Consider the following 22,563-nt stretch of genomic DNA (forward strand, 5'->3'; position numbering starts at 1 on the left):
TTGATAAGACTAAGATAAGGAATAGCAACAAGCTAAGCCCGATGGCCCATATAATTTTATAATGAACGAATTAGAAAAGAAGTTGACTATGCAGGAATCTCCTTTTTTATTGCAAAAGGCTCAAGAACTTCCAGAGCTTTGCTTACCGATAGAATTTCATCGAAAATCAAAAGTAACCTCAATCCGTTACGGGTTTGTTTTTCCTTAAGCCTGCATATTTTATTATGTTTCTGTACATAGTTAAGTATGTTTGAAAATTCAGGACTTTGAAAGAAACCTGACTCCTGATCTGAAATGAAGTAGCCTATTAACTTTCCTTTTTTCAGTACTACCTTTTCCAACCCAATACCAGTGGCAATCCACTTTATTCTCACTGAGTTTAATAAATCTTCGACCTGTGTAGGATAAGCGCCAAAACGGTCGATTAGTTCAATCTCAAATTTTTGAAGCTCTTCCTCCGTCTTGAGGGTGTTTAATTCCGTATAAAGATTCAGTCGTTCTGTGGTATTATTAATATAGTCATCAGGAAAAAGTAATTCAAAATCTGAATCCAATTGCGTGTCTCGAACAAACACTTTTTTCTTACCTTCGGTTTCCTCATAGAGGTCTTTGAATTCATTTTCTTTTAATTCTTCAATAGCTTCGGATAATATTTTTTGATATGTTTCAAAGCCAATTTCGTTGATAAACCCACTTTGTTCACCTCCTAACAAATCTCCTGCACCGCGGATTTCTAAGTCTTTCATCGCTATATTAAAACCACTTCCTAATGCGGTATATTGTTCCAGAGCCTGGATTCGTTTTCTGGCATCAGGGGTCATGACCTCATACGGTGGGGTAATGAAATAGCAAAACGCCTTTTTGTTGCTTCTGCCAACACGGCCCCGCATCTGATGCAGATCACTTAATCCAAAGTTATTTGCATTATTGATAAAAATGGTATTTGCATTGGTCACGTCTAAACCGCTTTCAACAATAGTTGTGGAGACCAATACATCAAATTCTCCGTTCATAAATGCCAACATCAAAGTCTCTAATTTCCGCCCTTCCATTTGTCCGTGCCCTATGCCAATTTTGGCATCAGGAACCAGACGCTGGATCATTCCTGCCACCTCTTTAATATTTTCAATTCTGTTGTGAATAAAAAATATTTGCCCACCTCTTTGAATTTCATAAGAAATGGCATCTCGGATAATTTCTTCATTAAACTGTATAACATGACTTTCTATAGGATACCTGTTGGGTGGTGGCGTATTAATTACCGACAAATCCCTGGCGGCCATTAAACTAAATTGCAGGGTTCTTGGAATAGGTGTAGCGGTTAAGGTGAGCACGTCTACATTTTCTTTTATTGATTTTAATTTATCTTTTACTGCTACCCCAAATTTTTGCTCTTCGTCAACAATAAGTAAACCCAGGTCTTTAAACTCAATATTTTTGTTAGCCAGCTGATGTGTTCCAATAATGATGTCAATCTTACCTGATTTTAATTCGTCAATTATTATGCGTTTTTCTTTTGCGGTTCTAAAACGGTTGAGATAATCCACTTTCACCGGCATTTCTTCCAGGCGTTTTGTGAATGTTCTATGGTGTTGAAAAGCGAGGATTGTGGTAGGTACCAATACAGCAACCTGTTTGCCATTTTCGGCTGCTTTAAAGGCAGCTCTAATGGCAACTTCCGTTTTTCCAAACCCTACATCTCCACAAATTAACCGATCCATGGGCCGTTCACTTTCCATGTCTTTTTTGATGTCCGCAGTAGCTGTACTTTGATCCGGGGTGTCTTCATAAATAAAAGAGGCTTCAAGTTCCAATTGCAAATAACTGTCCGGCGCGTATTGAAACCCTTTGTCCAATCTTCTTTTTGCATAGACTTTAATGAGATCAAAGGCTATTTTCTTTACTCTCGACTTTGTCTTTTGTTTCAGTTTTTTCCAAGCAGCAGAACCCAATTTGTATATTTTTGGGATTGCCCCATCTTTTCCATTGTACTTGGTGATTTTGTGTAATGAATGAATACTTACATATAGAATGTCCCGTTCCCCGTACATTAATTTAATGGCTTCCTGCTTTTTACCTTCAACATCAATTTTTTGCAGGCCGCCAAATTTGCCTATCCCGTGGTCAATGTGAGTAACGTAATCGCCTATTTCCAGTTTGTTGAGATCCTTTAAGGTGATAGCCTGTTTTTTGGCATATCCATTTCTCAGGTGAAATTTGTGATAGCGTTCAAAAAGCTGATGGTCTGTATAACAAACTACTTTGAGGTTGTGATCAATAAAGCCTTGATACAATGGAAATACCGTGGTTTTATAATGCACAGTTTCATCTACTTCTTCAAAAATGTCATGGAGCCTTTTGGTTTGCTGTTCAGATGAACAGAAAATATAATTTTCATAGCCCTTTTTATTGTTCGCTTTAAGATCCGAAATGAGTAAATCAAACCTCTTATTGAAGGAAGGTTGCGGCGAAGTTTTAAATGTAATCCTGCTTGATTTTTGAACCTGATCTAAACCACCAAAAGTAATTCGTGTAAAATCTACCAGTTGTTCTTTTAGCAAGCTTGAATCGCTAAACAATTCTTCAGGTTTGGAATGATTTAATTCTGAATTGAGGTCATTAAATGCTTTTTGTGCTTTCTCAAAAAACAAATCAATCCTGTCATAAATGAGCCCCGGATTTTTTAAAAAAACAACAGTATCCTTGCTAATGTATTGCAGAAAACTTTCGCGACTTTCATTTAGGTGTTTTTTTTCTACATTAGGAATAATCCGAATTCGTTTAACCTTGTCTGTAGATAATTGGGTTTCCACATCAAAAGTGCGGATACTCTCTACTTCATCTCCAAAGAATTCAATTCTGTAGGGTTCATCATGCGAGAAGGAAAAGACATCCATAATTCCACCCCGCAATGAGAATTCACCTGGCTCGGTTACAAAATCTACCCGTTTAAAGTGATATTCAAAAAGCACTTCGTTTAGAAAATCAAGGGAGAGTTTATCTGAGGTGCTAATTTTCAGTGTGTTTTTGGTAAGCTCTTTTCTGGTAACCACTTTTTCAAAAAGTGCGTCGGGGTAGGTAATTATTATCGGAGGTTTTTTTCGTGAATTTATTCGGTTTAACACTTCTGCCCTTAGCAGAACATTTGAATTGTCAGTTTCTTCAATTTGGTAGGGTCTTCTATAACTACCCGGATAAAATAGCACATCATTTTCACCAATAAGTTGTTCCAGGTCATTCAGGATATAAGCGGCTTCTTCTTTATCATTTAAAATAAGCAGTAATGGGCGATCCGTTTTTTGGAATATCGCCGATGTTACAAAGGAAAAAGACGAACCACTAAGTCCTTCGAGGGTGACATTTGATCCGTTTTGGGTAATGAAATCCTGCAGTTTCCTTAATTGAGGAGACTGTGCATACAGTTGCTGCAAAGAAGATTTGGTCAACCGTTAAATTTTGTGCAAATATAAATGCTGAAAGCTTGGTACGCCAGTGTTTGGATTAAATTTTTATGACATCATCATCAGCAATAGCATAAACTTCGTCATTCTCTTTTTTCTTCAGGGTATGAGATCCTGTAAATTTCCCGAAAGCAGGAAGGATTAATTGATTTTGGCTTTTAAAAAAGCAAGGAAGGCGCAACGATTGTTTTCCTTTTCCATTAAGTTTGATAGCAGGATGGATGTGTCCTGAAAAATTAAAATAACCCTCCCGGTGCTCAGGATGATGCGTAAGCAAAAAATTTTCTGAAGCTAATTCAGATACGACCTCAATCCCAATGCGCTGATATCTCAGGGGTGAGATTATATCGTGATTTCCCCTGACTAAAATAAATTTTAGCTCAGATTTATTAATCCATTTCTCGAAGAGGTCCCATTCCTTGTTTAATGAAGAATGGAACAAATCTCCTAAAAAACAGACTGCTCTTGGCGCAAAAAAAGCGATCGTTGAATCCATTAATTCAAAATTTTTATAAATGGCACTTTGGGGTACGGCTGCGCCGAATTTTCTAAAATGGGAGATCTTACCCAAATGAACATCACTTATGAGAAGGGTGGCCTGTTCCTTCCAAAAAAGGGTGCCACTTGGATGAAGCACGAAATTCTGATCTTGAATTTGAATGGTTTGAGTCATCTTTTTCAAAGATAGATAATGAAAGTCTTAGTCAAAAGGTGGAGGCTAATTCCTTATGTCATTTTCATTTAGTTTTCTTCAGAATGGCAGTCATCCTTTTTATGCGGTCTGCCAACTTTTCACTGGATAGTTTTTCTCTTAATCTGTCGGTAATTAATGGGAAAGAGAAAGGAGTAGGGCTAGTGCAAGGTCTCCAAACGATATCTTGACCGGCGATGCGTTCAAGCGCAATTCGTAAGCGACCTTCTTCCAACTGATGTTCAAAAGTTTCTCGGAATGCCTGCTGAAACAAAAGGTTATCTGACTCATAATCTCTGAAGACATCAAATAAAAGCTGTGAATTGCTCTGTAAATGCTTCATTTTGATCCCTTTTTTTGGGTATCCGGTGAACACCATTCCACTAATTACCGCAATATCCCGGAATTTACGACGCGCCATTTCAGTTGAATTCAGGCTTTTTTGAAGATCATCAAACAAGTACGAAGCTGTAAATAGGTCGTTATCAAGAACCTGTTGCATATCAACTTCTTTATCTGACAGCAGTTCAAAACCATAGTCGTTAAAGGCCAGAGAAAAAGTAATAGGGGTTAAAAGACTAATTCGGTAACTCAATAAACTACCCATGGCTTCATGAACAAACCGGCCTTCAAAAGGATAAAAAATATGGTGATATCCTTCCTGAGACTGAAAGGTTTCTATTAGAAATTCATTGGGCTTTGGGACAATACTTTCCAATTGTTGCCTGGCAAAAATGGTTTTCAATGCCCTAATCTCCCGGGACTGTTTTTTTTCGTCTAACTGTACCGAGTAAAGCTCTTCCCGCAACAATGCCGACATTTGTGCAGATAGGGTTAGTCGGCCACCCATCCACGCAGGTACCTTAGCAGATTTTTTGGATGAATTTCGTACATGAGCCTGCATTTCTTTTATCCGGATAAATTCCAGGTTTCTTCCCGCGAATGTAAATACGTCGCCCTGTTTTAATTTGGAAATGAAGTATTCTTCAATGGTACCGATATAGCCCCCTTTTTGATAACGAACAGTAATATTTGCATCACCAACAATGGTGCCTATCTGAAATCTATGGCGCATGGCTACGCCACGATTAGTTACTTTAAATTTGCCATTATCATTTACCTCAACTTTCTTGTATTCATCATAAGATTGTAAACTTTGGCTACCCAGTACAATAAAGTTCAAAAGCCATTGCCATTCATCATATGTTATACTTTGATAGCAAAAGGTTTGCTTAACCTCCTGAAAAATTTCATCGGGAAAAAAACCATTTGAAATTGCCAGGGTGATTAAATATTGAACCAATACATCAAAACTATTTAGATAGGGGATTCTGTCTTCAACCGCTTTCTTTTTTGCCGCATGTTTCAGGGCGGAAGCTTCTATGAGCTCAATAGCATGGGTAGGAAGAAAATAAATAATACTTTCTTCTCCCGGCCTGTGGCCACTTCTTCCGGCCCTTTGCATAAACCGGGCAACCCCTTTTGGTCCCCCAATTTGAACGACAGTTTCAACGGGTGCGAAATCAACACCAAGATCCAGGCTGGATGTACACACTACAGCTTTTAAGCTTTCATTTCTTATGGCTTGTTCCACCCATTGCCGTGTTTCCTTATTTATGCTTCCGTGGTGCATAGCAATTTCTCCTGCAAATTCCGGATATTTTTCCAGGATTTTTTGAAACCATATTTCACACTGACTTCTGGTATTGGTAAATAGCAATGTTGTCCTGCTCTTTTTTATAATAGGGATGACCTCATCAAGCAAGCGCAATCCCAAATGGCCACGCCATGGAAAAGTTTCCATCTCTTTGGGAATAATGCTTTTTACCGTGATCTTTTTTTTGAGATTGGCCCGTACTAGCACAGAATTTTGATGCGCATTGGATTCCGGTCCCAGCAATACTGCCCGAGCCTGCTCAAGATTCCCGATGGTAGCTGAAATACCCCAAATTCGAATATTTTTTGCAATGCCTTTTAGTCGTGAAAGCCCAAGTTCTGTCTGTACCCCCCGTTTGGTGCCAAGCAGTTCGTGCCATTCATCAACGACAATTGCCGAGCAGTCCTTAAAAATGGTATCATATCCTTTTGTAGCCAAAAGTAATTGGAGACTTTCAGGGGTAGTGATAAGCAGGTCGGGCATCATCTTGCGTTGCCGGGCTCTTTCCTTTGTAGGCGTGTCACCAGAGCGGATACCTACAGATAATTGTGTATCCAGATCTTGTGTTACTCTTTCAGCAGATTGCTTAATTTCCTGCGATAGGGCTCTTAAAGGCGTAATCCAAATGGCTTTAAGACCTTTTTTGTGATTCGTCTTATAATCAGGATTATTTTTTATATAGTTTAGGACGATGGGAAACCAGAGCGCATAAGTCTTTCCACTTCCGGTAGGCGCATTTAGAAGGCCGTGTTTTCCCGCTAAAAAGGCCGTCCAGGTTTTAATTTGAAAAGGGTGAGGTTTCCAATCTTGTTGCCTGAACCATTCTTCTGCCAGATTATAAAGTCTTTTTTCTGTCATGCTTTCTTTTCCGGCTTTTGATTCTATCGGATATAGTTTTGGATGCCCTGTCCTTTTTAGAGGCATGTTCCTTTCCATTTTTAGTATAGAATTTATCACATATGGTATGCCTGCGGATGGATTGTGAATTTACAAATTTCTCATTGAAACTTGATGTGAATAATGTATCCTGATTTGAAGGGATTTATTAAATATTTTGAATGTTAATTCAAATTATGACCTTTAAAAAAGTATCTTTGCTGCCTAAATTACTACAGTTTTATGCCTATTATAGATTTATATTACCATAGTGAGCATCGGCGGAATTTAGCACATTTTGCATCCTTAGCATCCCTGGCCGCCGTTGATGGAGAAGTTAATCCCAAAGAAAAGGTTCTATTAGATAATTTTGCCCGTAAACTTGGCATCACCAAAGGAGAGTATAAGGAGGTAATGAAGAAATCCAATAAGTATCCCATTACTCCTTCGAATAGTTTAAAGGAACGACTAGAAAGATTATACGACCTTTTTAGGTTATTATATGTGGATCACGAGGTGGAAAATGTGGAAATGGCTTTATTAAAAAGTTATGCCATCGGATTAGGATTTCCCACAAAAAAAGCTAACGAAATTATAGAAAAGTCTGTGGCCATATTCAGTGGCAGGATTAATTTTGATGACTATCTTTATATTCTAAAGCACTAGCATAGCTTACAAAATAAAAAGGTAAGTATCACTGGGTTTCCAGTTCTCTTTGTCTGGCCATAAATTCTTCGGCTTTTTCTACCATTTTTGTACTTCCACAAATGAAAGGAACACGTTCATGAAGTTCTTTTGGTTGTATTTCCATTATTCTGTTAAAACCATCACTGGCGCGTCCATTTGCCTGTTCTGCAATAAACGCCATGGGATTGCACTCATAAAGCAGACGTAATTTACCTTTAGAAGCCATACTGCTCTTAGGGTATAGATAAATCCCTCCTTTTATCATATTCCTGTGAAAATCTGATACTAAAGAACCGATATACCTTGAGGTGTATGGTCTGTCACCTTCTTCGAGTTGACAATATTTAATATAATCTTTTACGCCCTGAGGGAAATGAATATAGTTACCTTCATTTACCGAATAAATTTTTCCGGTTTCGGGATACTTCATATCGGGGTGGGAAAGATAGAATGTTCCAATTGCCGGATTTAAGGTAAATCCGTTTACCCCGTGTCCTGTAGTATAAACCAGCATAGTTGAGGTGCCGTAAACTATATAACCGGCAGCCACTTGATTAATTCCTGGCTGTAAAAAATCCTCGAGCTTAACAGGAGTACCAACCGGAGTAACTCTCCTGTAAATGGAAAAAATAGTCCCTACAGAAACATTTACGTCTATATTGGAAGAACCATCCATTGGATCAATTAAGACAACATATTTATTCTGATGTAGTTCATCATGACTATTTATGGTAATAAAATCGTCTTCTTCCTCCGAAGCGATACCGCAAACGATTTCCCTGTTTTTTAGGGTTTGTATAAATATTTCATTCGCCATCACATCCAGTTTTTGCTGATCTTCACCCTGGATATTTGTATCCCCTGCTGCGCCGAGGATATCCACAAGCCCTGCCTTATTCACCTCGTGGTTTACTACCTTACAGGCTAAACGAATTGCGTTTATCAGTCTGGAAAATTCCCCTGAAGAGTATTGAAATGAAGCCTGATTTTCAATGACAAATTCACCAAGCGTTTTATATTTTTTATCCATAAAAAAAGGTTGTTGATATGAGTACAAATATCGGTTATTTTGTTAAACTATATCGTTTTCGGAAGCTCTAAGTTTTTTAAGTTTATAACTTTGTGTTTTATTTGCAACAATTATGAAACATCATATTAGAGAGGCTGTGGCAGCGGATATGCCTGCGGTATTACAACTTATAAAAGAACTGGCCATTTTTGAGAAAGAAGAAAATGCCGTTGAGACCACTGCGGAAGATTTGGTGCGCGATGGTTTTGGAAGCCATAAATTATTTCATTGTTTTGTAGGCACTACAAATGGCTCTATCGTGGGCATGGCCTTTTTATATCCACGCTATTCAACCTGGAAGGGACCTATACTGCACTTGGAAGATTTAATTGTGGCTGAGGCATTCAGGGGGAGTGGACTTGGTACCGCTCTTTTAGATGAGGTTGTAAAATACGGATCAAAATTGGGCGTTAAACGTATATCATGGGAAGTCTTGGATTGGAATGATCCGGTTAGATGATAAGGGTATTCAGCAATATTTAAGGAATATATGAGGGTATTTAAGTTTGGAGGAGCCTCGGTTAAGGATGCCGATGGGGTAAAGAATTTGGTCAATGTTCTGGAGGAAACGGGTCATAATAATACTTTCTTGGTTGTTTCTGCAATGGGAAAAATAACGAACGCCATGGAAGCTGTCTTAGAAGCATATTTTGATGACAAGCAGGCGGTAACGACGGCTTTAAATGAAGTTATTTTATATCATCAAACCATAATGGAAGCCTTATTTGAAAATAAGGATCATGAAGTTTATGATAAGGTGAATATGCTTTTTGAGGAGGTCAGGGGCTTTTTAGCATGGAATAAATCTCCAAAATATAGCTTTGTTTATGACCAGGTTGTCGGATACGGCGAATTGATTTCAACTAGCATAGTCAGTACATATTTGAATAAAGTTGGGATTAAAAATGAGTGGCTGGATATACGCAATCTGATCAAAACAGATGATAACTATAGAGATGGCAGGGTAAATTGGGAAAGAACACAACAACTGATTGCAGAGGGGGTAGAAAAGAATAAATTATACGTTACCCAGGGATTTTTGGCAAGTGACGATAATAATTTTACAACAACGCTTGGCAGAGAAGGTTCTGATTATACAGCTGCTATTTTGGCCTACTGCCTAAATGCAAATTCTGTTACTATTTGGAAAGATGTTCCGGGGGTGCTAAATGCAGATCCGAGATATTTTGAAGAGACAAGTCTATTGAACAAAATATCCTATCGCGAGGCTATAGAACTGGCTTTTTACGGGGCTTCGGTAATTCATCCGAAGACCTTACAGCCTCTTCAGAGAAAAGAAATACCACTTCATGTAAAATCGTTTTTGAACCCAAAGGATGCGGGAACTACCGTTAGTAAAGGAATAGGTATTGAACCGGAAATACCGTGTTTTATTGTTAAGAAGAATCAGGTGTTAATGAAACTCTCATCCCTGGATTTTTCATTTATTGTAGAGGATAGTATTGGTGACCTCTTTAAATTGTTACATGATTATAAAATGAAGGTAGAACTTATTCAAAATTCTGCTATCAGCTTTTCCGTATGTGTGGATAATAAGTATAACAGGCTTACTGATCTATTGGATAAGTTGTCGGGCAAGTTTAAGGTAGTCTGTGAAGAAGACGTTTCTTTGTATACTATCCGCCATTTTAATAAAGATGCTATAAAATCATTGCAAAATGGAAGGGATGTTCTTTTAGAACAGCGAGGTAAGCAAACTTTGCAATTGGTAGTAAAGGAGTAAACAAAAAGGTATTTTTTTCCTATGTTAAAATTCGGGTCCTCTCCTTGTGATTTTCCTATATTTACTTATACATAGATACAAAGACAATGGGTTTAGTCACCGTAAAGGAAGTTGCCAAAGCAATAAATCTACAACGTTATGGTTTATTTGGAACCTTCATGGGATGGATCCTGGTAAGGTTGACTAAACTATCAGATATCAATAAATTTTATAACAGGCATAAAGAATTAAACGGGCCTGAATTCCTTGATGCTATCCTTGAGCATTATGAAATTGACTTTGAAATTCCCGATGAAGATTTTAAAAGGCTTCCAAAGGAAGGACCCTATATTACTATTAGCAATCATCCCCTGGGAGGTATTGATGGGGTTTTATTGCTGAAGTTGATGCTGAAAAAGAGACCTGATTTCAAGATTATTGCCAATTTTTTACTTCATAGAGTGGAACCCCTGGCACCCTATATTATGCCGGTGAATCCCTTTGAAAATCATAAGGAAGTCCAAAGTAGTATTGCCGGTTTCAAAAGCGCTTTAAGTCACTTAAGGGATGGACATCCACTGGGTATTTTCCCTGCAGGAGAGGTTTCTACCTACAAAGATGGGAAGCTAATAGTGGACAAACCCTGGGAAGAATCAACTTTAAAGCTTATTCGAAAGGCTGAGGTGCCTATCGTGCCTATATATTTTCATGCTAAGAACAGTAAATTATTTTATCATTTGTCTAAAATCAATGATATTTTCCGGACGGCAAAATTGCCTTCCGAGCTTACCACTCAAAGGAACAGGGCTATCAAAGTAAGAATAGGACAACCCATATCCATTAAGGCCCAAAAAGAAAATGAAAGCCTGGAGGAGTTTTCAGAACTATTGCGTAAAAAAACATACATTCTCTCTAATGCGTATGAAAAAGAACGATTAATAGACCAGATACCCACTTCGTTAAAAATACCAAAATCTCCAAGAAAGATTGCCGGTGAAATGCGGACAGAAGTAATACAGGGAGAACTAGAAAAATTAAGAGAGAAGGACTGTCGATTACTGCAAAGTAAAAACTATGAAGTATTCCTGGCTCAGGAAAAAGATATGCCTTTCATCCTTAAGGAAATTGGAAGGCAAAGAGAATTGACATTCCGGGCAATAGGTGAGGGGACCAATAATGCTATTGATCTGGATAAATTTGACTTTTATTATCACCATTTATTCTTATGGGATAACGATGAAAATAAAATAGTGGGGGCCTATAGGATGGGGATGGGTTCCGAGATTTTTCAAAAATATGGCATTGATGGGTTTTATTTGCAAGACCTGTTTGGATTTGAACCGGAGTTGTATGGAATGATGCGACAGTCTATAGAAATGGGTCGGGCATATATTATTAAGGAATATCAGCAGAAACCTATGCCTTTGTTTTTGCTTTGGAAAGGCATTGTTCATACTACCTTAAGGTACCCTGAACATAAATACTTAATAGGGGGAGTTAGTATAAGCAATCAGTTCTCAAACTTCTCAAAATCCCTTATGATTGAGTTTATGAAATCTAATTATTGGGATCCTTACGTAGCGCAATATGTTAGACCCAAAAAGGAATTTAAAGTCAAATTAAATGATGCCGACAAGGAATTTGTGTTTGATGAAACCGAAGCTGACCTTAATAAATTTGATCGATTAATTGAAGAGGTAGAACCCGGTAGTCTAAGGTTACCTGTACTCATTAAAAAATATATCAAGCAAAATGCGAAAGTTGTGGCATTTAATGTTGATCCATTATTTAATAATTCCGTGGACGGCCTGATGTATATTAAAATTGCAGATTTACCCGAAAGTACAGTAAAACCTGTTATGGAGGAATTCCAGGCTGAGCTAGAGAGAAAGCATTCCGAAAATAGCGAAACTATCTAGCTCAATTGCGTTTCTACAAATTGTTTGCAAAACTCTCGTATCTCATTTCTGGCTTTTAAAAAGGCTTCATGCTTTTCCTCTTCCGTTCCAATTACTTTGGAAGGGTCAAAAAAGTTATGGTGGATTCGCTTTGCTTCCTTTGAAGGAATATAGGGGCAATTTTCCCTGGCATGATCACAGACCGTTATAATATAATCCCATGGAACACCTTCGTATTCATCTACATTATTTGAGGTATGTTCTGAAATATCTATTTTATCCTCTTTCATTATAGCCACTGCACCGGGATTCAAACCATGCGTTTCAATTCCGGCACTATAGATTTAGGCTTTGCCATCTTGCATAGCGTTGAGATAACCATGGGCCAATTGACTTCTACAGGAGTTACCTGTAGATAACACCAAAATATTTTTCATTACAATAACTTTTTAATTTATACCAACAACCTTACTTCTTCTTTCAAATAATAAATTGTCTTTCCAAATTCCGTCCAACTCGCCAATTCTTTCACGTTTACCCATGTAACGAAATCCAACTTTCTTATGAAGTTCAATACTACCAATATTTTCCGGAAAAATCCCGGACTGCAAAGTCCAGAATCCTGCCTTTTCACTTGCGGTAATAAGTTCTTCCATGAGAAGTTTACCCAGACCAATGCCTCTTGTTGATTCTGCTACATATACACTTACCTCTGCAACACCTCCATAAACACACCTTCCGGAAACAGGGGAAAGTGCCGCCCATCCTAAAACCTTATCATCTCCCAAACCCACTAATCTGCAACTTGAGATATGATTTCTATTCCACTGCTCATAGGATGGAATTTCCGTTTCAAATGTAGCAAAACCAGTATCAATACCCTGCTGATATATTTGAGCAACCATTGGCCAATGGTGCTCGGACATTTCTCTAATTGAAAAATTGGTGTTGTTTATACTATTTGTGGACATCCGATCTGTATTACCACATAACTAACAGCAGCCTCCGCCCGGGGAACAGCAGGCATCTTCTTCTGAAGTAATTTCAACAGGAATACCGCATTCTTCCTTTGCCTTGCAATCGGTTTTTTCCACGGCTAATTTAATAACAAGTCGGTCTTCGGATGTATCGTACCCATCTATAAATAACTGCGCGGTATGGAAATCCTTGTTGCCATATTCTATTTTAAGCTCAGCTTCCATTTCCATCGGTTTTATTCCATTCACCCTATTTAAAATTTGAAATGCTTTGGAAACCGTCATATACTGTGTCTTGCCAATTTCTGCAGGACTTTCCCAGAGCTGGACAATGGTTTCCTTCCAAAAATCTGTTCCTCCACCGCAATCCACAGAGTCGATCATGATATTTTTTACTTCAGTCAGATGGTAATTGGCACTTACCAACACCCCATTATTGTAGTCAAATACTAGTTCTTTATTTCCGTTATCCCTTAGAAGAGAAAATAATTCTTTTGTTTTCATTATTTTGTTATTAGCAACAATTTATTGTTGTTTTATTAAAGAATTCATTTATTAGTGCCCGTATTTCCTGCCATTTTTTATGGTTTATGCAGTAGCATGTGCTTTTTCCGCTTATTTCCCCCTCAATTAAATCGATGCTTTTGAGTTCTTTTAAATGCTGTGAAATAGTGGGTTGGGCAAGCCCTATTTCTTCAACTATATCATTACAAATACAGTTATTCTGACTGCCTATATATTGTAGGATGGCAATCCTTGCCGGATTGGACAAAACTTTTAAAATAACAGCCAGTTCATTTTGTTCAGCAGTAAATATTTGTGTTTTGGTCGTTCCCATTACATATTTATATATTGCAATATTACGATAATACTTAAAACAAAAAAAGCCGGATCACAATAAACCCGACTTTTAAATTTTAGAACCAGGGTTTTTTACCCACCTGGTAGGTATTGTAGAATTCTTCATCAGATTTGGTAAGGTAAATAATTCCTTCTATCAATCCTATCAAACCGCTAATCCATACCATAAATACACCTATAACAACACAGCTAAGTATGAAACCTATAATGGTTATTCCCAATAGAACAAAACCTTCTTTCTGATACCCTAATATAAACTTATGAACCCCAAAAGTACCTAATACTATTGCCAATATACCGGCCAATATTTTTTTGTTTTCAGCTTCGGTTACTCCTTTCATGCCCTCTGAAAATTCTTCTGCTGTTTTTTTGGCTTCCTCCTTAAATTCATGAGCAGCTTCTTTCGTATCGTCAGCAAATTCTTTAGCAGATTCTTTAGTTTCTTCAGCAAATTCTTTTGCCTTCTCTTTAGCTTCTTTAGCGGATGCTTTGGCCTTGTCTTTTGCTTTGTCAATTGCTCCTTCGGCTTTCTCTTTCGCTTCCCTGGCCTTCTCTTTCGCTTTATCTATTGCTCCCTCTACTTTCTCTTTTGCTTCCTTGGAAGATTCCTTAGCTTCTTCAGTTAATTTTTGGGCCTTCTCTTTTGCTTCTTTAGCAGATTCTTTGGCTTTATCTTTAGCCTTATCAAAAGCATCCTCGGCTTTATCTTTGGGGTCTTTATTATCTTCTGACATGATTATCCTGTGTTGATTAATGCGTTCTTAAATGTACTGATTATTTAGGTATCAAAGAAATGCTTTATCAACTGGTTCCCAAAGCTCTAGCTTATTGCCTTCCGGATCCAGGATCCATCCAAATTTCCCATACTCATATTCCTCAATTTCTCCAATAACTGTTACACCTTCCTCCTTTAAAACGGATAATAATTCTGCGAGATTTGCCACCCGAAAATTCATCATAAATTCTTTTTTGCTGGGCTTAAAATAGGCGGTATCCTCTTTAAAAGGACTCCATTGCGTTGAACAATCATTACCTTCCTTGTCCTTCCACCAGAAGGTACATCCGTATTGGTCAGTATTTAGCCCTAAATGATTTTTGTACCAGTCTTTTATTTTATCAGGATCTTTGGTTTTAAAGAAAAAACCACCTAATCCGGTAACTCTTTTTTTCATGATTAATCCATTATTTTTTCCACGCTTGTTCGTAAATAGATATCCATTGTTCAACAGACATCTTTGATGCTAATTCGCCTATTAAGGAATAGGGAATATGTTTGGAATTTTTAAAACGGATACAGCTTTTACCCATATCTAATTTGGTTTTTACATGTTTGGGATACTCAGAAACAAACCAGTCCAACAAAGCTTTATTACTATAAATGCCCATATGGTAAAGTGCTATGAAGTTTTTTTGCGAAGCAATATTTATAAATGGCAATGGAAGTTCCGGATTTACATGATACCCTGCCGGATACAGGGAATGGGGTACTACATAGCCTATCATGCCATAACTCATTTCTTCTTCAAATCCTTCAGGTAAGTTTCCTAAGATTGTTTCCCTTAACTTCAATATAGGTTGTTTTCGATCCTCAGGGAGTTCAGAAATATATTCCGCCGGACTTTTGGCTTTTGATTGCATGTTAGTTTTATTTATGTTGTAGTAGCATTAAATTGGACCTTAGGCACCAAATTTAAATTCCATGTTTTTCATGCTCTGGGATTTTTGTGTTGGTTCAAAACTAAAGAGCAGGAGGGGGAGGCATTTTATACTAAAGTACTAAATTGCTTCTTTTATAGGTTAGGATTTTTTCCTTTTTTTACCATTTTTATCGTCCTTTAGAATCATTTTTTGTACCCCTTTCCCGGGAACAATCCTAATGCAACCATCAATCAATCCATTCACAATATAATTTACCGGGGATCGATATACATTTCTTTTCGATTGATATAAAGCCACAAGATAGTTCTTTTGATCAGGCAAATTATTCGTCCGGATAGCTGTGTTTGCAATTGCAGAAAGAAATCCCATATTTTTAGATTTGTCTTCACTCTTTTCGTTGAGCAATTTTACCTGTAAGTTACTGTAATCAAATACCAGTTTGTTTTGAGACTGCAACGGACCGGCGTTCATTTGAAACTGAATACCGTTCATCTGTCCGGAAACCATTTCAACACCTGCCAGGGGTTTTAAAGTAGGGTTTAATTCGGTTATACTTAAGGCTCCGACACCTATATCTAATGTAAATGTTTCTTTATCATATGGAACAATTAGTTCAACATCAACAGGAGCTTTACCTTTAAGGCTGGCACTAATTTTTGCTTCTAAATGACCTCTTGTCAACTGTTCTTCAGGCATGTTGGTGACCCCCGTAATGTCTCCACTGATTTCCTGAATTTTTAGAGATCCTGATTCACTTTTTTTAACGCCCAGTTCACCATAGGTTACCGAAGAATTCGAAATTTGAACAGAGTCAATTAGCATTGCCACAGGGATTGCATTGATAATTCCCTGAAACATGGGTTTAACTACATCCGGGGGTCTGGGGATATTCTTATTTCGTTGCAATTTAATGTCCAATTCGTCTATAGAAATTTTTTGGGCTTCAATATCTAATTGAGTGTAGAATTCGCTGGATGGTTGAAGCTGATGAATACCAATTTCTTTTACATTTAATTCAATGATATCGTTTTGTACACCGGTGAGCTTACTGACTTCAACCCAATCTATTGAATAACCAATGGAAATATCATTCAGCAAAATTTCCTTTTCCATCAGCTTATATTGAAAATGACCCATACTAATATCAGTATAGTCGTTTGGTTTAAATGTGATACCATCCAGATCTACATTTAAATCTTTCATTTCAAATGGTATCAGATGCTTGAATTTTAAAGAGTCGGTTTCTATTCCGGTTGCAAGGATATTAATTTGCTTTACCTGGCCTTTTACACCTTGCGAGACAGGATCCCTTAGGATAACTGAACCATTTTGAATACTGAAACGCTTAAGGTCTGCCCGAGATAAAATATCACCGAACATTAGCTGTAACCCTTGGCCACTGGTAGTTTTAGTCGTGTCTGCGCTGAGTGTTACCTCAAAAAATGGTTTTTCAAAAGCAATCTCATTTAAATTCAACTTTTTTCCAAATAAGAATTCCCTCCATACTATCCCATTTATGGTAGCGTAATCTACATATCCGGTAATTGTCGTTCCTTTTCCCGGGTTTAAAGGTTCAATGCTGACTTCGTCCAAGGTAAACCCTTTAAAAAAGGTGTCTAAATCCAAATCAGAATAAGTTATGTTGTAGGCTCTGTCAGGGTTTGAATTTAATCTAGCCTGAAATTTAGATTCAATCCTCCACTCAAAACCTTTCAGCATTATAAATAATATCCCCAGGACAATAAGAATCCAAATGATAATCTTTTTCATTATTGTGTATTCTTTTAGACTCTATTTTAACAAAACCTGGACCTTATTTTGTCTGCAATGGTCTGGGCTAATTTCTGCTTACTTTCTTTGGTCCATCCGGCAACATGTGGAGAAAGAATAACATTGTCGGCCTCCATTAGAAATTTAAAGGCCTGCGGAAGATCGGACTTCGTAAACATGTCTTCAAAAGAAGTTTTTTCATATTCCAATACGTCCAATCCGGCACCTAATATTTTACCAGATTTTAGAGCGGAAACCAAATCTTCCGTATCAACGCATTTTCCTCTTGCCGTATTTAACAACCAAAAAGGTTTTTGAAACTTATTTATAAATTCGGTATTAATCATTCCAAGGGTTTCCGGTGTTTGAGGTACGTGCAGGCTTATTACGTCTGAGCGTTGTTCCAATTCCATGATTCCAACCTGTCTTGCATTTTCATCAAATACACCCCCGATAATATCATAGCAAATTACTTCAACATCAAAACCGCTGAGTTTTTTAGCAAAGGCTTTTCCGGTATTGCCATAACCGATGATACCAACAGTTTTACCATCAAGTTCTGCTCCCCGGTTGCCTTCCCTGTCCCAGATACCATTCTTTACTTCCTTGTTTGCTTTGGTCAGCTTATTAAATAGGGCCAATAATAATCCGAGGGCATGTTCGCCAACGGCATTGCGATTTCCTTCAGGGGCAGCGGCCAGAAAAACCCCTTTATCATAAGCATAATCGACATCTATATTTTCCAAACCGGACCCAAGTCTCCCTATGAATTTCAGGTTTTGGGCCTTGTCCAAAAATGATTGGTCAATAGTAAATCTACTTCGGATAATTAGTCCGTCATAGAGGTGAATTGTTTTTTCAACTTCAGATTTGGATGCTGTATATTCTTCAACATTCTCAAAACCCAGTTTGGTGAATTCCTCTATAAGCAAAGGATGGTTAATGTCTACATGGAGGATTTTCATGCTATTTAAATTTTAGGATATTCAGTTATTGTCCTTGTGTGCCGTACCTTACCGGTATGGGCCGTTGTCAATTTTTCAAAGAGCATTAAATGTACTACTTCATTGTTTTTTGTAGATGGATTGTGTTCTACCCCTTTCGGGACAACTATAATTTCACCTTCTTTCACAACTTCCGTCCGGTCTCTGAATTGCATATATAAAGTACCCTTTAAAACCTGAAATAGTTCATCCTCATTATCGTGGGAATGCCATACAAACTCTCCCTGAATCTTCGCCAGAATTACCTGCATATCATCTACCTGGGCTATTTGATGCGGGTGCCATGTTTTACTGAAGGCGTCATATTTCTTTTTTAAATTTATAGCTTTCATTTTTATTAACTTAAGTCTAACTTATTGTAGAACATATTTTACTCCTTTTTTGTTTCAGGCTGATTTTTTACGTCAAATTCAAAAATATCATTTCGGGCATAATGACCAATTACATCAAAATCGAGTTTGTTACGCTTTACTTCTTCAAGATCTATTTCAGCAACTAGGACCCCGGCTTTGTCATACAATGGGCCTGCTATAATTTTACCGTTTGGGGCCACCAATAGGCTGCCTCCGCGGCACATTGTTTCAGGTTCATTCCGTACCAATGCCTGGTACCTTTCAGGGTACATGGATTTGGTAAAATACTGATTGCAAGCAAGAACATAGCATCTGCCTTCCAGAGCGATATGTTGCATAGAAGAGGTCCATTCATCCCTGGCATCTGCTGTAGGAGCTATATAAATCTCAACGCCTTTCGTATACATTGCCATTCTAGCCAGCGGCATATAATTTTCCCAACAAATAAGGCCGCCTAACTTCCCTATCTTGGATTGATAAGTAGTTAATGCTTCACCTGAAGCCTCCGCCCAGACAATTCTTTCTGTCCCGGTAGGTTTAATTTTCCGATGCGTGCCAAGTAACCCTGCAGTTGGTGATATATAGAGCATTGAACAATATAAACTACCACTAATATCGTCCTTTTCAGTTACTCCTATAACCAGGTAGATCTTATTTTTTTTGGAAATGTCTTCGAGGCGTTTAAGATCTTTACTTTTCACATTTAGGCTGTTTTCATAGTATTCAGCATAAAGTTTACGCCCTTTTTCAGATCTGCTTCCTATGGTTGCGCCGAAGGTAAACCCTCTTGGGTACCCCGGAATAAAGGACTCCGGAAAAACCAACAAATCACATCCCTCTGCTGCATATGCCTTGGTAAGCCTTTCAATTTTAGAAATGGTTTCTTTTTTATTGAAAAAAACAGGGCTTTCCTGGACTAAACCTACTTTGATTGTCATAGACTGAAATTCTTAGAGGGAATTTGTTTTAGATATCGGAGACTCTAAGGTATCTAAATTTAATAAAAGTGAAGTCTAAATTCCCAAAATAACTTTGGCTATCCAGAAATAAATCAAGATCCCGAAAATATCATTACTCGTAGTAATGAAAGGACCGGTTGCAATTGCAGGATCTATGCCTTGTTTGTCTAAAAACAAGGGAATAAATGTTCCGACGATTCCGGCAACGATGATTACGACAACCAGGGAAATTGAAATTGCCAGTGCGGTAGGAAAATCGCCTTGCCAGAACCAGGTAAAAAATAAAAGAACTATTCCAAGGATTATACCATTGAGTGTAGCCAGGAACATTTCTTTAACAAGACGATTCCCAATGCTTCCTTTGAGGTCATCATTAGCAAGCCCCTGCACTACTATTGCACTTGATTGTACCCCAACATTACCTGCCATTGCCGCAATTAAAGGTGTAAAAAAGAATAAGATGGCATGATTGCTTATCATTTCTTCAAATCCACCCATAATGGCAGCGGCCCCAATACCCCCTAAAAGGCCTAAAAACAACCAGGGTAAACGAGCTCTTGTTAACTCCCATATACTATCATCGGCCTCAACATCCTGGGAGATACCTGCAGCCAATTGGTAATCTTTCTCAGCTTCTTCCTTTATAACATCAACGATATCATCGATAGTAATCCTGCCTACCAAACGACCAATCTCATCCACTACGGGAATGGCTTCCAGGTCGTATTTGGACATAATTTTGGCCACTTCTTCGGGTTCTTCATTTACGGAGACCCGATCCACTTTTGGAATATAAACCTCCTTAATGGGAGATTTTGTGGAGGTTGTCAGCAAATCTTTAAGCGAGAGTCTTCCAATGAGTTTGTCATCGTCGTCCACTACATAAATAGAGTGTACCCTTGTCACATTTTCGGCCTGGGCACGCATTTCTTTAACGCAGGTAAGTACGTTCCAATTTTCATTTACTTTTACCAACTCCTTGGCCATAAGACCACCTGCGGAATTTTCATCATATCGTAAAAGGTCTACAATAGCCTTGGCATGGTCCCGGTCCTCAATCTCCGAAATTACTTCTTCAACAATTTCTTCCGGGAGTTCCCCCACAATATCTGCTGCATCATCGGTATCCAGTTCTTCTAATTCTTCTGCGATTTCCTTGGAAGACAATCTGTTGAGAATGGCTTCCCGAACGTCGTCATCCAATTCAATCAGTACGTCGGAGGTTGTATCACTATCCAGAAGTTTGATAATATAGGTAGCGGATTCTTCGCTGAGATCATTGGCTATTTCTGCAATATCAGCGTAGTGAAGATCTTCCAATAAAGACTTTAAATCGGAGTCCTTTCTGGCTTCTATAAGCAGTTCAATTTCCGCTAGTAGCTCATCTGTGAGTTTAAATGGAGTCATCACCTATCTTCTTGGTCAGCGATATAAATTGGGCAACACCCAATTCTTCGGGACGCCGGTCAAAGATAGCATCTTCTTTTAGATTATCAGATAGGTTAAATATTTTTAAGCTGTTTCTTAATGTTTTTCGCCGCTGGTTAAAACCTGTTTTAACTACCCTGAAAAACAGTTTTTCATCACAATCCAATATAAAACCGTCTTTTCTTATTAACCTTAACACTCCCGACTCTACTTTTGGAGGAGGATCAAAAACTTCGGGATTTACCGTAAAAAGGTATTCGGCATCATAAAATGCCTGAACTAAAACAGAAAGAATCCCATATGTTTTGTTGCCTTCTTTTGAACAAATACGCCGCGCCACTTCTTTTTGAAACATTCCTGAAAATTCAGGAACCCTGTTTCTAATCTCCAACAGCCTGAAAACAATCTGTGTAGAAATGTTGTAGGGGAAATTACCGGTTATGGCAAATGGCTCCATATTAAAGAGCGTTGACAGGTCGTATTTCAGGAAGTCGGCCTGTATTATCTCAAGGGAATTGTTTTGTTGTAGAATTTCTTTGTGTTCCAATTGGAAGCTATGGTTAAGGTAAATTATTGATTCCTCATCCAGTTCCATGGCTACGAGATTCATTGGCCGCTGCAATAAATATTTTGTAAGAACCCCTGTACCGGGCCCAATTTCGAGTACATTGCTATAGCCATTCATTGAAAGTGTATCCGCGATTTTTCTGGCAATTTCTTCATCTTTAAGAAAGTGCTGCCCAAGGTATTTTTTAGCTTTTACCGGACGCTCTGTTTGACGCGTATTTTTTTTAAAAGAATGGTGTTTTTTGCGTTTTTTGGCCATTGTCTAGTTCGATTGTGGAGCAGAACTTATGTAGGCCCATGCACTTTTGCCAGAGTTGAGGGTTACTTTGATTCTTTTATAGGCCGGGCCCTCGTATTTATCAACATCCAAAATTTCTTTATTACTACACATATAGACTCTGCCATTGACAAAATCCGTTGGAATGTCAGAATTTTGCATTACCGGATATATGCCAACTACTTTTTCATCTGATAATTTATATCCTGAAAGCGTATCACTAAAACCGGAAAGTGTTCTTGAAAAAACAGTTAACTGTATATCTTCCTGCTGCAGCGTTCCATATGTAAAAAGGTATTCAGTAGCATTAAGTCTATGTGCACTATATTCCTCGATTACAGCCAGTTCTGTCCTGAAAGCCACAAATTTATTTCCAAATAGCTTCGTTGCCTGTTCACGCATTATTTCGGCATCCTCGGCGTAATATTGATCTAGAATTTCTCTGTTTTCTGCCGTATACTGTATTGAATACGTAATGCCTCCCATTTCCTCTTCCACCAGAACTCTGGCCATTTTAGCTTTTAGGAATTTGCCTGTCTCCAAAACCTCAGGAATGTGCTTTGTGCGCATCCATTCTAACCATTTTTCGTGAACAGAATCATCTATATTAACGGTGACATTGTAGATAATCATAAATCAAGTATTA

General features: G+C 38.0%; 21 protein-coding genes and 1 pseudogene. 4 read left to right on the forward strand and 18 right to left on the reverse strand.

Annotated elements, in window-relative coordinates; translation table 11 throughout:
* Positions 1–86 precede the first annotated feature (86 nt).
* From mfd to Q0X77_RS12400, 3 genes are all read right to left on the reverse strand, one after another.
* A complete protein-coding gene (gene mfd / locus Q0X77_RS12390; protein ID WP_297797818.1) occupies positions 87–3,446 on the reverse strand; it encodes a transcription-repair coupling factor in 3,360 nt (1,119 codons plus the stop codon).
* Positions 3,447–3,501: 55 nt separating this feature from the next.
* Entirely contained in the window at positions 3,502–4,134 is a 633-nt protein-coding gene (gene pdeM, locus Q0X77_RS12395; RefSeq protein WP_297797820.1) for a ligase-associated DNA damage response endonuclease PdeM, read from the reverse strand.
* A gap of 64 nt (positions 4,135–4,198) precedes the next feature.
* Positions 4,199–6,667 (reverse strand): ligase-associated DNA damage response DEXH box helicase, encoded by a 2,469-nt coding sequence (locus tag Q0X77_RS12400; protein WP_297797903.1) that lies wholly within the window; start codon positions 6,665–6,667, stop codon positions 4,199–4,201.
* Positions 6,668–6,928: 261 nt separating this feature from the next.
* Here Q0X77_RS12400 and Q0X77_RS12405 point away from each other — a divergent pair, with 261 nt between their 5' ends.
* Positions 6,929–7,351 carry a TerB family tellurite resistance protein gene (locus Q0X77_RS12405; protein ID WP_297797822.1) on the forward strand — a complete coding sequence of 141 codons (423 nt, stop codon included), beginning with the start codon at positions 6,929–6,931 and terminating at the stop codon, positions 7,349–7,351.
* 28 nt (positions 7,352–7,379) lie between these two features.
* Here Q0X77_RS12405 and fbp read toward each other — a convergent pair whose 3' ends face one another.
* Positions 7,380–8,402 (reverse strand): class 1 fructose-bisphosphatase, encoded by a 1,023-nt coding sequence (gene fbp / locus Q0X77_RS12410; RefSeq protein ID WP_297797824.1) that lies wholly within the window; start codon positions 8,400–8,402, stop codon positions 7,380–7,382.
* A 112-nt stretch (positions 8,403–8,514) separates the two neighbouring features.
* Here fbp and Q0X77_RS12415 point away from each other — a divergent pair.
* The 3 genes and pseudogenes from Q0X77_RS12415 to Q0X77_RS12425 all read left to right on the forward strand — a co-directional run.
* A pseudogene (locus tag Q0X77_RS12415) lies at positions 8,515–8,892 on the forward strand (GNAT family N-acetyltransferase); the annotation flags it as partial.
* 39 nt (positions 8,893–8,931) lie between these two features.
* On the forward strand, positions 8,932–10,185 hold the full coding sequence (locus tag Q0X77_RS12420; protein ID WP_297797826.1) for an aspartate kinase: 1,254 nt from the start codon (positions 8,932–8,934) through the stop codon (positions 10,183–10,185).
* Between the two features lie 86 nt (positions 10,186–10,271).
* Positions 10,272–12,083 (forward strand): lysophospholipid acyltransferase family protein, encoded by a 1,812-nt coding sequence (locus Q0X77_RS12425; RefSeq protein WP_297797828.1) that lies wholly within the window; start codon positions 10,272–10,274, stop codon positions 12,081–12,083.
* On the opposite strand, the gene Q0X77_RS12430 is transcribed toward Q0X77_RS12425, so the two are convergent.
* The 14 genes from Q0X77_RS12430 to Q0X77_RS15390 all read right to left on the reverse strand — a co-directional run bounded on the left by Q0X77_RS12430 (position 12,080) and on the right by Q0X77_RS15390 (position 22,550).
* Positions 12,080–12,406: an arsenate reductase ArsC gene (locus Q0X77_RS12430; RefSeq protein WP_366939218.1), complete on the reverse strand. Its 327-nt coding sequence runs from the start codon at positions 12,404–12,406 to the stop codon at positions 12,080–12,082. The two genes, Q0X77_RS12425 and Q0X77_RS12430, sit on opposite strands and share 4 nt — an antisense overlap.
* A 105-nt stretch (positions 12,407–12,511) precedes the next feature.
* Positions 12,512–13,033, reverse strand: a complete 522-nt coding sequence (locus tag Q0X77_RS12435) for a GNAT family N-acetyltransferase (RefSeq protein ID WP_297797830.1) — start codon at positions 13,031–13,033, stop codon at positions 12,512–12,514.
* A 21-nt stretch (positions 13,034–13,054) separates the two neighbouring features.
* Positions 13,055–13,543: a DUF6428 family protein gene (locus Q0X77_RS12440; protein WP_297797833.1), complete on the reverse strand. Its 489-nt coding sequence runs from the start codon at positions 13,541–13,543 to the stop codon at positions 13,055–13,057.
* A 10-nt stretch (positions 13,544–13,553) separates the two neighbouring features.
* Positions 13,554–13,877 (reverse strand): metalloregulator ArsR/SmtB family transcription factor, encoded by a 324-nt coding sequence (locus Q0X77_RS12445; RefSeq protein ID WP_297797834.1) that lies wholly within the window; start codon positions 13,875–13,877, stop codon positions 13,554–13,556.
* Positions 13,878–13,956: 79 nt separating this feature from the next.
* Positions 13,957–14,634, reverse strand: coding sequence for an NINE protein (locus Q0X77_RS12450; RefSeq protein ID WP_366939215.1), 678 nt, complete (start codon positions 14,632–14,634; stop codon positions 13,957–13,959).
* A gap of 51 nt (positions 14,635–14,685) precedes the next feature.
* Positions 14,686–15,072 (reverse strand): VOC family protein, encoded by a 387-nt coding sequence (locus Q0X77_RS12455; RefSeq protein WP_297797836.1) that lies wholly within the window; start codon positions 15,070–15,072, stop codon positions 14,686–14,688.
* 10 nt (positions 15,073–15,082) lie between these two features.
* A complete protein-coding gene (locus Q0X77_RS12460) occupies positions 15,083–15,538 on the reverse strand; it encodes a DUF1801 domain-containing protein (protein ID WP_297797838.1) in 456 nt (151 codons plus the stop codon).
* Positions 15,539–15,697: 159 nt separating this feature from the next.
* Complete coding sequence (locus Q0X77_RS12465) at positions 15,698–17,329, reverse strand: DUF748 domain-containing protein (RefSeq protein WP_297797840.1); 1,632 nt, start codon at positions 17,327–17,329, stop codon at positions 15,698–15,700.
* A gap of 26 nt (positions 17,330–17,355) precedes the next feature.
* Positions 17,356–18,294, reverse strand: a complete 939-nt coding sequence (locus Q0X77_RS12470) for a 2-hydroxyacid dehydrogenase (RefSeq protein WP_297797841.1) — start codon at positions 18,292–18,294, stop codon at positions 17,356–17,358.
* A gap of 5 nt (positions 18,295–18,299) precedes the next feature.
* Positions 18,300–18,665: a cupin domain-containing protein gene (locus tag Q0X77_RS12475; protein ID WP_297797842.1), complete on the reverse strand. Its 366-nt coding sequence runs from the start codon at positions 18,663–18,665 to the stop codon at positions 18,300–18,302.
* Positions 18,666–18,703: 38 nt separating this feature from the next.
* Positions 18,704–19,624, reverse strand: a complete 921-nt coding sequence (locus Q0X77_RS12480) for a carbon-nitrogen hydrolase family protein (protein WP_297797844.1) — start codon at positions 19,622–19,624, stop codon at positions 18,704–18,706.
* A gap of 75 nt (positions 19,625–19,699) precedes the next feature.
* A complete protein-coding gene (gene mgtE / locus Q0X77_RS12485) occupies positions 19,700–21,052 on the reverse strand; it encodes a magnesium transporter (protein ID WP_297797846.1) in 1,353 nt (450 codons plus the stop codon).
* Entirely contained in the window at positions 21,039–21,899 is an 861-nt protein-coding gene (rsmA, locus tag Q0X77_RS12490) for a 16S rRNA (adenine(1518)-N(6)/adenine(1519)-N(6))-dimethyltransferase RsmA (protein ID WP_297797848.1), read from the reverse strand. Before rsmA ends, mgtE begins: the two co-directional genes overlap by 14 nt.
* A gap of 3 nt (positions 21,900–21,902) precedes the next feature.
* A complete protein-coding gene (locus Q0X77_RS15390) occupies positions 21,903–22,550 on the reverse strand; it encodes a DUF4286 family protein (protein WP_366939216.1) in 648 nt (215 codons plus the stop codon).
* Positions 22,551–22,563: the final 13 nt, after the last annotated feature.

The sequence above is a fragment of the uncultured Eudoraea sp. genome, assembly GCF_947258925.1.
In the GTDB taxonomy this organism is placed as follows: domain Bacteria; phylum Bacteroidota; class Bacteroidia; order Flavobacteriales; family Flavobacteriaceae; genus Eudoraea.

Excerpts from the sequence above, each read along its gene's own strand:
- fbp (WP_297797824.1), bottom strand. The coding sequence starts at position 8,402 with ATGGATAAAAAATATAAAACGCTTGGTGAATTTGTCATTGAAAATCAG.
- Q0X77_RS12425 (WP_297797828.1), top strand. The coding sequence starts at position 10,272 with ATGGGTTTAGTCACCGTAAAGGAAGTTGCCAAAGCAATAAATCTACAA.
- Q0X77_RS12455 (WP_297797836.1), bottom strand. The coding sequence starts at position 15,072 with ATGAAAAAAAGAGTTACCGGATTAGGTGGTTTTTTCTTTAAAACCAAA.
- Q0X77_RS12440 (WP_297797833.1), bottom strand. The coding sequence starts at position 13,543 with ATGAAAACAAAAGAATTATTTTCTCTTCTAAGGGATAACGGAAATAAA.
- mgtE (WP_297797846.1), bottom strand. The coding sequence starts at position 21,052 with ATGACTCCATTTAAACTCACAGATGAGCTACTAGCGGAAATTGAACTG.
- Q0X77_RS12465 (WP_297797840.1), bottom strand. The coding sequence starts at position 17,329 with ATGAAAAAGATTATCATTTGGATTCTTATTGTCCTGGGGATATTATTT.
- Q0X77_RS12470 (WP_297797841.1), bottom strand. The coding sequence starts at position 18,294 with ATGAAAATCCTCCATGTAGACATTAACCATCCTTTGCTTATAGAGGAA.
- Q0X77_RS12480 (WP_297797844.1), bottom strand. The coding sequence starts at position 19,624 with ATGACAATCAAAGTAGGTTTAGTCCAGGAAAGCCCTGTTTTTTTCAAT.
- Q0X77_RS12400 (WP_297797903.1), bottom strand. The coding sequence starts at position 6,667 with ATGACAGAAAAAAGACTTTATAATCTGGCAGAAGAATGGTTCAGGCAA.
- Q0X77_RS12475 (WP_297797842.1), bottom strand. The coding sequence starts at position 18,665 with ATGAAAGCTATAAATTTAAAAAAGAAATATGACGCCTTCAGTAAAACA.
- pdeM (WP_297797820.1), bottom strand. The coding sequence starts at position 4,134 with ATGACTCAAACCATTCAAATTCAAGATCAGAATTTCGTGCTTCATCCA.
- Q0X77_RS12405 (WP_297797822.1), top strand. The coding sequence starts at position 6,929 with ATGCCTATTATAGATTTATATTACCATAGTGAGCATCGGCGGAATTTA.
- Q0X77_RS12420 (WP_297797826.1), top strand. The coding sequence starts at position 8,932 with ATGAGGGTATTTAAGTTTGGAGGAGCCTCGGTTAAGGATGCCGATGGG.
- Q0X77_RS12450 (WP_366939215.1), bottom strand. The coding sequence starts at position 14,634 with ATGTCAGAAGATAATAAAGACCCCAAAGATAAAGCCGAGGATGCTTTT.
- Q0X77_RS12435 (WP_297797830.1), bottom strand. The coding sequence starts at position 13,033 with ATGTCCACAAATAGTATAAACAACACCAATTTTTCAATTAGAGAAATG.
- Q0X77_RS12460 (WP_297797838.1), bottom strand. The coding sequence starts at position 15,538 with ATGCAATCAAAAGCCAAAAGTCCGGCGGAATATATTTCTGAACTCCCT.
- rsmA (WP_297797848.1), bottom strand. The coding sequence starts at position 21,899 with ATGGCCAAAAAACGCAAAAAACACCATTCTTTTAAAAAAAATACGCGT.
- Q0X77_RS15390 (WP_366939216.1), bottom strand. The coding sequence starts at position 22,550 with ATGATTATCTACAATGTCACCGTTAATATAGATGATTCTGTTCACGAA.
- Q0X77_RS12445 (WP_297797834.1), bottom strand. The coding sequence starts at position 13,877 with ATGGGAACGACCAAAACACAAATATTTACTGCTGAACAAAATGAACTG.